Annotated in this window: 6 protein-coding genes and 3 pseudogenes; 6 read left to right on the top strand and 3 right to left on the bottom strand. The window is 65.3% G+C overall.

Going from position 1 to position 6,024, the window contains the following annotated elements; translation table 11 throughout:
• Positions 1-260: 260 nt before the first annotated feature.
• The 5 genes and pseudogenes from J7I98_RS38580 to J7I98_RS38560 form a co-directional block, all read left to right on the top strand.
• Positions 261-545, top strand: a pseudogene (locus tag J7I98_RS38580) (transposase); the annotation flags it as partial.
• A gap of 585 nt (positions 546-1,130) precedes the next feature.
• Entirely contained in the window at positions 1,131-2,390 is a 1,260-nt protein-coding gene (gene ltrA, locus J7I98_RS38575; RefSeq protein WP_214929724.1) for a group II intron reverse transcriptase/maturase, read from the top strand.
• An 83-nt stretch (positions 2,391-2,473) separates the two neighbouring features.
• Positions 2,474-3,198: pseudogene (locus tag J7I98_RS38570) on the top strand (IS5 family transposase); the annotation flags it as partial.
• Between the two features lie 32 nt (positions 3,199-3,230).
• Positions 3,231-3,689 carry a hypothetical protein gene (locus J7I98_RS38565; protein WP_251021828.1) on the top strand — a complete coding sequence of 153 codons (459 nt, stop codon included), beginning with the start codon at positions 3,231-3,233 and terminating at the stop codon, positions 3,687-3,689.
• Positions 3,690-3,694: 5 nt separating this feature from the next.
• Entirely contained in the window at positions 3,695-3,883 is a 189-nt protein-coding gene (locus J7I98_RS38560; RefSeq protein ID WP_214929723.1) for a hypothetical protein, read from the top strand.
• A gap of 48 nt (positions 3,884-3,931) precedes the next feature.
• Here the strand turns inward: J7I98_RS38560 and J7I98_RS38555 are convergent, their stop codons facing one another.
• Both J7I98_RS38555 and J7I98_RS38550 read right to left on the bottom strand, forming a co-directional pair.
• The gene (locus tag J7I98_RS38555) at positions 3,932-4,114 is read right to left on the bottom strand and encodes a hypothetical protein (protein WP_251021830.1); all 183 of its coding nucleotides are present in this window, start codon (positions 4,112-4,114) and stop codon (positions 3,932-3,934) included.
• Positions 4,115-4,182: 68 nt separating this feature from the next.
• A pseudogene (locus J7I98_RS38550) lies at positions 4,183-4,392 on the bottom strand (transposase); the annotation flags it as partial.
• A 91-nt stretch (positions 4,393-4,483) separates the two neighbouring features.
• On the opposite strand from J7I98_RS38550, the gene J7I98_RS38545 reads away from it, so the two are divergent.
• On the top strand, positions 4,484-5,251 hold the full coding sequence (locus tag J7I98_RS38545) for a transposase (protein ID WP_214929722.1): 768 nt from the start codon (positions 4,484-4,486) through the stop codon (positions 5,249-5,251).
• A gap of 27 nt (positions 5,252-5,278) precedes the next feature.
• On the opposite strand, the gene J7I98_RS38540 is transcribed toward J7I98_RS38545, so the two are convergent.
• Entirely contained in the window at positions 5,279-5,803 is a 525-nt protein-coding gene (locus tag J7I98_RS38540) for an Imm21 family immunity protein (RefSeq protein ID WP_308378090.1), read from the bottom strand.
• Between the last annotated feature and the right edge of the window lie 221 nt (positions 5,804-6,024).

Below are 6,024 nucleotides of genomic sequence, written 5' to 3'. Positions count from 1 at the left end.
TACTAGTACTCCAGCAGTACTTCCGTGTTTCCGCAGGTCAGCGACGTGACAGCACAGCTCAATAGCTGATGTCCCGTCAGTTGCGGTAGGCGACCATACGGTGCTGACCAGCGTGGATTCCATCCGGGCGCGGAGCGTTGTGGCCCCGTCCTGGAAGAAGCCGCGCGAAGTCCTGCTGGAGTACTAGGGCCTGTGTGATGTCGTGATCAATCTTGCTGATCCGGACCCGTCTGGAAGGCGGATCCGGTAGGAAGACGATCGTGACGCGTAGGCAACTCACCGACGAGCAATGGAAGTTGATCGAGCCGTATCTGCCGATAGGCGAGTACGGCCCGTACCCCGGGCGGCTGCGGGATCAGTTCGAGGGAGTGATCTGGCGGTTCAGGACAGGCGCGCAGTGGCGTGAGATGCCGGGCGAGTTCGGGCCCTGGCCAACCGTCTATGGGCGCTTCCGGGTCTGGCGGAACGCCGGTGTCTTCACCGCCCTGCTGGAGAGTTTGATCGCTGAAGCCGCCCGCCAGGGCAACACGGACTTGTCCCTGGTCTTGTGTCCTGAACATGAATAGGAGTTGGTTGTAGGGCAGCTTCTGGAAATGGTGCTGTGCGGGAGATGAAGGTTTTGTGGCCCTTCGGAGTCGCCCTGCGGGGGGAGGCTCCAAACTGCCTCATGCTGCGTTAGCTGACGACTGTCGTGGTGAGCGATGAGGAAAAGGCGTCGTGAGAGGCGTCAGGTGGGGACCGGAAAGACGAACGCAAGTGAATCGCTGCTGACGTGTCGAAAGACAACCAGACGACATCAAAACCGGGGTGTGACCAGAATCCCGGGATGAACCTGGCGGGTGCCCGTCTATTGGCCAGGTGGTGTCCGGCATGTAGGCGACGTGAGTCCGGTCTGCCGCTTCCGCACGGAACAGGAGAAGGCAGGTCCCGACACTGCCCACCGGTATCGGTGAGCGAGAGGGAGTGCCCCAAGCAGCGGACACTGTGAGGGGTCGAGTACCGACGCGGGGCGTGCTGGCGGACCGGCTCGTAGTAGTGGCGAAGCCCCTGTAATGGGGGCGGAGCGAAGGGGCCGGGTTGTTCGTGACTGTGTTGATCGCATCAACCGGACGGTGTCCGGGAGGAGTCCGATGGGCCAGTTGAAGTCACAGGCCAAGTCGTTTGATATCTCGAAGTGGGAAGTCAAGGAGGCGTGGGAGGAAGTCAGGGCGAACAGAGGTGCCCCAGGGGTGGATGGACAGAGTCTCGTCGACTTCGAGAAAGACCTGAAGAACAACCTTTATAGGGTCTGGAACCGTATGTCGTCGGGCTCGTACTTTCCGCCTCCGGTGCGCGCAGTGCCCATTCCGAAGCCGAACGGTGGTGGCACGAGAATGCTCGGCATTCCCGCTGTCGCCGACCGGGTGGCGCAAACCGTGGTGGCCCGGCACCTGATGCGACGGGTGGAGCCTGTTTTCCATCCGGACAGTTTCGGATACCGGCCGGGGCGGTCTGCCTTGGATGCGGTGGAGAAATGCCGGGAGCGTTGCTGGAAGCGGGACTGGGTGGTGGAGTTCGACATCGCCAAGTTCTTCGACAGCGTGCCCTGGGACCTGCTGGTCAAGGCGGTGGAAGCGCACACTGATGCCGTTTGGGTGAGGTTGTATGTGCGGCGGTGGCTCGCTGCCCCGCTCGCCATGCCCGACGGTTCCCTGCTGGAGCGGGAGTGCGGGACGCCCCAAGGGGCCCCGGTATCTCCCGTTTTGGCGAACCTGTTCCTGCACTACGCGTTTGACACCTGGATGGCCCGGGAGTTCCCGGCCGTCTGGTTCGAACGGTATGCGGACGACGCGGTCGTGCACTGCGTCTCCGAGCGTGAGGCCCGGCAGGTGCTGGCCGCGCTCACGGACAGGATGGCCGAGGTCGGACTGCAACTGCACCCGGCCAAGACCAGGATCGTGTACTGCCGAGACGGGCAACGCCGAGACTCCTACGAGCACACGTCGTTCACGTTCCTCGGATACACGTTCCGCGCCAGGCGAAGCCGGAACCGGCACGGAACACAGTTCCTGTCGTTCAATCCGGCGGTCAGCAAGGACGCCCTGAAGAAGATGGGGCGGGGGGTGCGTTCCTGGCACCTGCACACCCGCTCGGATCTGTCCTTCAACGAGCTCGCCCGCCGGATCAATCCCGTGGTGGCGGGCTGGCTCAACTACTACGGCCGTTTCAGGCCCTGGGAGTTGCGCTCCCTCGTGATGCGCATCAATGCCTACTTGGTGCGTTGGATCCGCCAGAAGTACAAACGGCTCGCGGGCAAGCGGAAGGCCATCGCGAAGATGCAGGAGATCGCCCAGCGATACCCCCGCATGTTCGCGCACTGGCGCCTGACCGCGGACGCCGTGCTGGCCTGATGATCAGAGCGACAAGAGCGGAGTGACGAGAGATTGTCACGCTCCGTTCTGTGAGAGCCGAGGGGTGAGATTCCCCTCGGCTACTCGGCAGCGTGGACTCCACGACCGCCCGCGCTCACCACGACGCCGCCGGGATGCTCGTCGGCAAGGACGTCATGGAGGCTCTCGAGGAAGCCGCCGCCGAGCAGGAGACGGCCCGGCAAAAGGGGGCGGCGAGGCAGAACAGAACGGGCAGGACGGCGGAAACGAGCCTGAGCGGGAAGAACGCCGGCGCGTCCGCCGCCGACGAAGGCTCCGCCTGAAGGAAGCCCTGCTCGGCAGGTCCCGCGGCGGACTCACCAGCAAGATTCACCTCGCCGCCGACCGCAAACGCCGGCCGCTGTCCTTCGTCCTGACCGCCGGGCAGGCCGCGGACAGCCCTCAGTTCATCCCGGTGCTGAAGAAGATCCGCGTCCGCCTGCCGGTCGGCCGGCCCCGCACCCTGCCGGACGCGGTCGCCGCGGACAAGGCCTACTCGTCCCGCGCCAACCGCGCCTACCTGCGCAAACGCCACATCAAGGCGGTCATCCCGGAGAAGAAGGACCAGGCCGCCAACCGGAAGAAGAAAGGCAGCCGAGGCGGGCGGCCCGTCAGCCACGACGCCGACCTCTACAAGGAACGGAACGCCGTCGAGCGCCTGATCAACCGGCTGAAGGACTGGCGCGGCATCGCTACACGCTTCGACAAGACGCCCGAAAGCTACCTCGCCGGCCTCGAACTCCGTGCCTCGATGATCTGGCTCGAAGATCTCCTGCGAGCAGCCGATTGATCACGACATCACACAGGCCCTAGGCTCTCGGCATGACGATGACACCGGCTGAACTGGAAGCGCAGAAATCCACGCTGGAGCTCCTCAACAGCGAGGCGTCATCGCGCCTGGCACGCCAGTCGGACTCGCTGGCGAAGATCGACACCAAGGCGGTGTTCCTGATCGGGTTCGCGGCCACTGCTGCCCAGTTCCTGGCGACGCATAAGCACCACGACGTCCTCGCCTTCGCTGCGTACGCCGTCACCCTGCTCACGGGAGTGCAGACGATCCGGGTGGCTGAGCACAAAGACCTGGAACTGAGCCCGATGCTCGTGGCCTATGTCCGCTCGCCGAAGAGCCGAGTGCTGGCTGAGCTGGCGGCGTCCCGGGCGTTGGTCTTCGAGAAGAACAAGCGGCGTCACGAGCTGAAGGCCCGGTACTGGGTAGTCAGCCTCTGGTCTCTGGTCGTGGGGCTTGGCCTGGCGACTGTCGCACTGCTGTTGCACATTTGAGTCCCATGAGCAACGAACAGAACCAGGGGAGCGGCCAGCCCGCCCCCGCCCCGGCCCCTCCCGCCCCGGGCCCTGAGCCGGACTTCGTGGACGTCTTCGCCAACCCGGCGCTGATCGGGACCGACAAGAAGAGCGACACCAACCCCACGCTCAACAAGGCGGTGCGGCCGCAGGGCGACACCGAGACCCGCTGAGTCGGCGCTCCAACGGCCGTCGGGAGCGAGCGCTGAGATCGGCCGCGTTCAGAGCCTGCTGGTGATGTGCTGCTCCCACCGGTACAGCCATTCCGTGTGCTCGGGGCTGCCCGGGGCGGGCGCGGTCTGCAGGTCCTCGGGGAGAGCGATCTCTTCCGGGGCCCACGTGCCGTCGTTGAAGTAGCAGGCCCAAACGGCCTCGCGAGCGGAGTTGATGACGACGGCGCCCACGGCCCCGTCGTTGGCGAGCGGTCCTCTTCGACATCGGCCTGGGCGAGCAGGGCGGCGAAGACGCGTTCCCAGGTGCCGTCGATCGCCCACATCCGCAGACGACTGTGGGCGCCCTTCCACGACCCGAATCGCTCAGGCAAGTCCATCCACGGAGTCCCAGTGCGGTACTTGAACGCGATCGCGTCGATCACCTGCCGGTGATCACGCCACCGCCCACCCCGCTGCGGCGTCCGGTCCGGCAACAACGGCTCGATCCGCGCCCACTGCGCATCAGCCAACTACACACATCAACCAACGATCAGATTGATCCGCAGGAAACAGCCTAAGGGCTGTCCCGTAACTGCTGGCCGCAGGTGAGATGATCTTGATGTGGCTGGTGTGATCACGGCGTCGGAGCCGTCATGGATAGGACCGTTCACCGGCCTGAGCCCGCGCTGTTTCCGTGCGTTGGTCACTGCGTTGCGCCGCGAAGGGGCTGATGCCGTGCGTCGGGGACGGCCGTGGAGCCTGCCGTTGGAAGATCGGGTGTTGCTGGTCACGGCCTACTGGCGCACGAACTTGACGATGCGCCAACTGGCCCCGCTGTTTGGGATCTCGAAGTCTGCGGCTGACCGCATCATCGATCAGGTCAGCCCACTCCTCGCGCTGCGGCCCCGGCTCCGCTTCGCCAAGGACACCGTGCTCATTGTGGACGGCACCCTGGTCCCGACTCGAGACCACACGGTGTCCGCGCAGTCCAAGAACTACAGGTACTCCACCAATCACCAGGTCGTCATCGACGCCGACACCCGCCTGGTCGTCGTGGTGGGCCGGCCCCTGCCCGGGAACCGCAACGACTGCAAGGCGTGGGAGGAATCCGGTGCCAAAGCCGCCGTCGGCCGGACCATGACGATCGCCGACGGCGGCTATCCCGGCACCGGACTCGTCATGCCCCACCGACGCCGGGTGGGCGAGGAACTGCCCGCCTGGAAGCAGGAACACAACCGCTCACACAAGCAGGTCCGCGCCCGCGTCGAGCATGCCTTCGCACGGATGAAAACTTGGAAGATCCTCCGCGACTGCCGGCTGAAGGGCGAAGGCGTCCACCACGCAATGCTAGGCATCGCCCATCTGCACAACCTTGCGCGCAGCGCGTGATCACACTCAACCGAAGCGCCTGCCCGTTCAAGATTCGATGGGCAGGATCTGGACCAGGCCGACCCAGTTCTCCTCGTCCGCCTTGGTGTGAGTGGCGCGGACCCTCCAGCGGCTGGCGGGCAGCGGGACCGATGCCTGGGCGGGCATCCCGCCCCCGGGATACCCGATGTTCAGTTCAGAGCCTGCTTCGGCGGAGTCCATGAGCGTGGCTGGGCCGTCCGACACCCACGTGCCGCACTCCTCCCACTGGGTGGCCGGGTCTGCGAGGACGGCCCTGGCCGCAGCCTTCAACTCGGCCTCGGAGTCGGCGGCAAGCCACCGCAGGAAGGCTCGATGCTCGGGTAGATAACAGCTGGTGGCTGGCTCGTCCGCCAGCACCAGTGCCTGTGCACCGTTATCGCCAACGGCGATCACACCGGCCAGATCATCCACCGCGCAGGCCCGGTCGTAGTCGTCTGGAGTGGTGGCGTCTCCCGCCATGACGCCGGTCTCCGTACACCCACGCCATGCAGCCAACGCGGAGACCGGGATGACGATCAAAGGCCCACCCATCGACTCCACCCAAACAGGGGAGGTGTGGGACGCATCGGCTGCAGTAGATGAAGAGACGCTCATGCCGTCAGTGTGCCCGCGCCCACTGACAACGCCCGCAGTGACCCATTGGCACCCAGGACAGGAACGGCTTAGCCTCGCGCTTTCGTGAAGCGGGTTGTCCGGCAGGTGATCAGAACGACGGAAAGTGCCTCTGACCAGCAATGCCGGTGAGTTAGCAC

The organism is Streptomyces sp. ISL-98, assembly GCF_018614055.1.
Lineage (GTDB): Bacteria > Actinomycetota > Actinomycetes > Streptomycetales > Streptomycetaceae > Streptomyces > Streptomyces spiramyceticus.
Note: the sequence above shows the minus strand (reverse complement) of the source record. Positions and strands in the feature narration are given on the sequence as shown.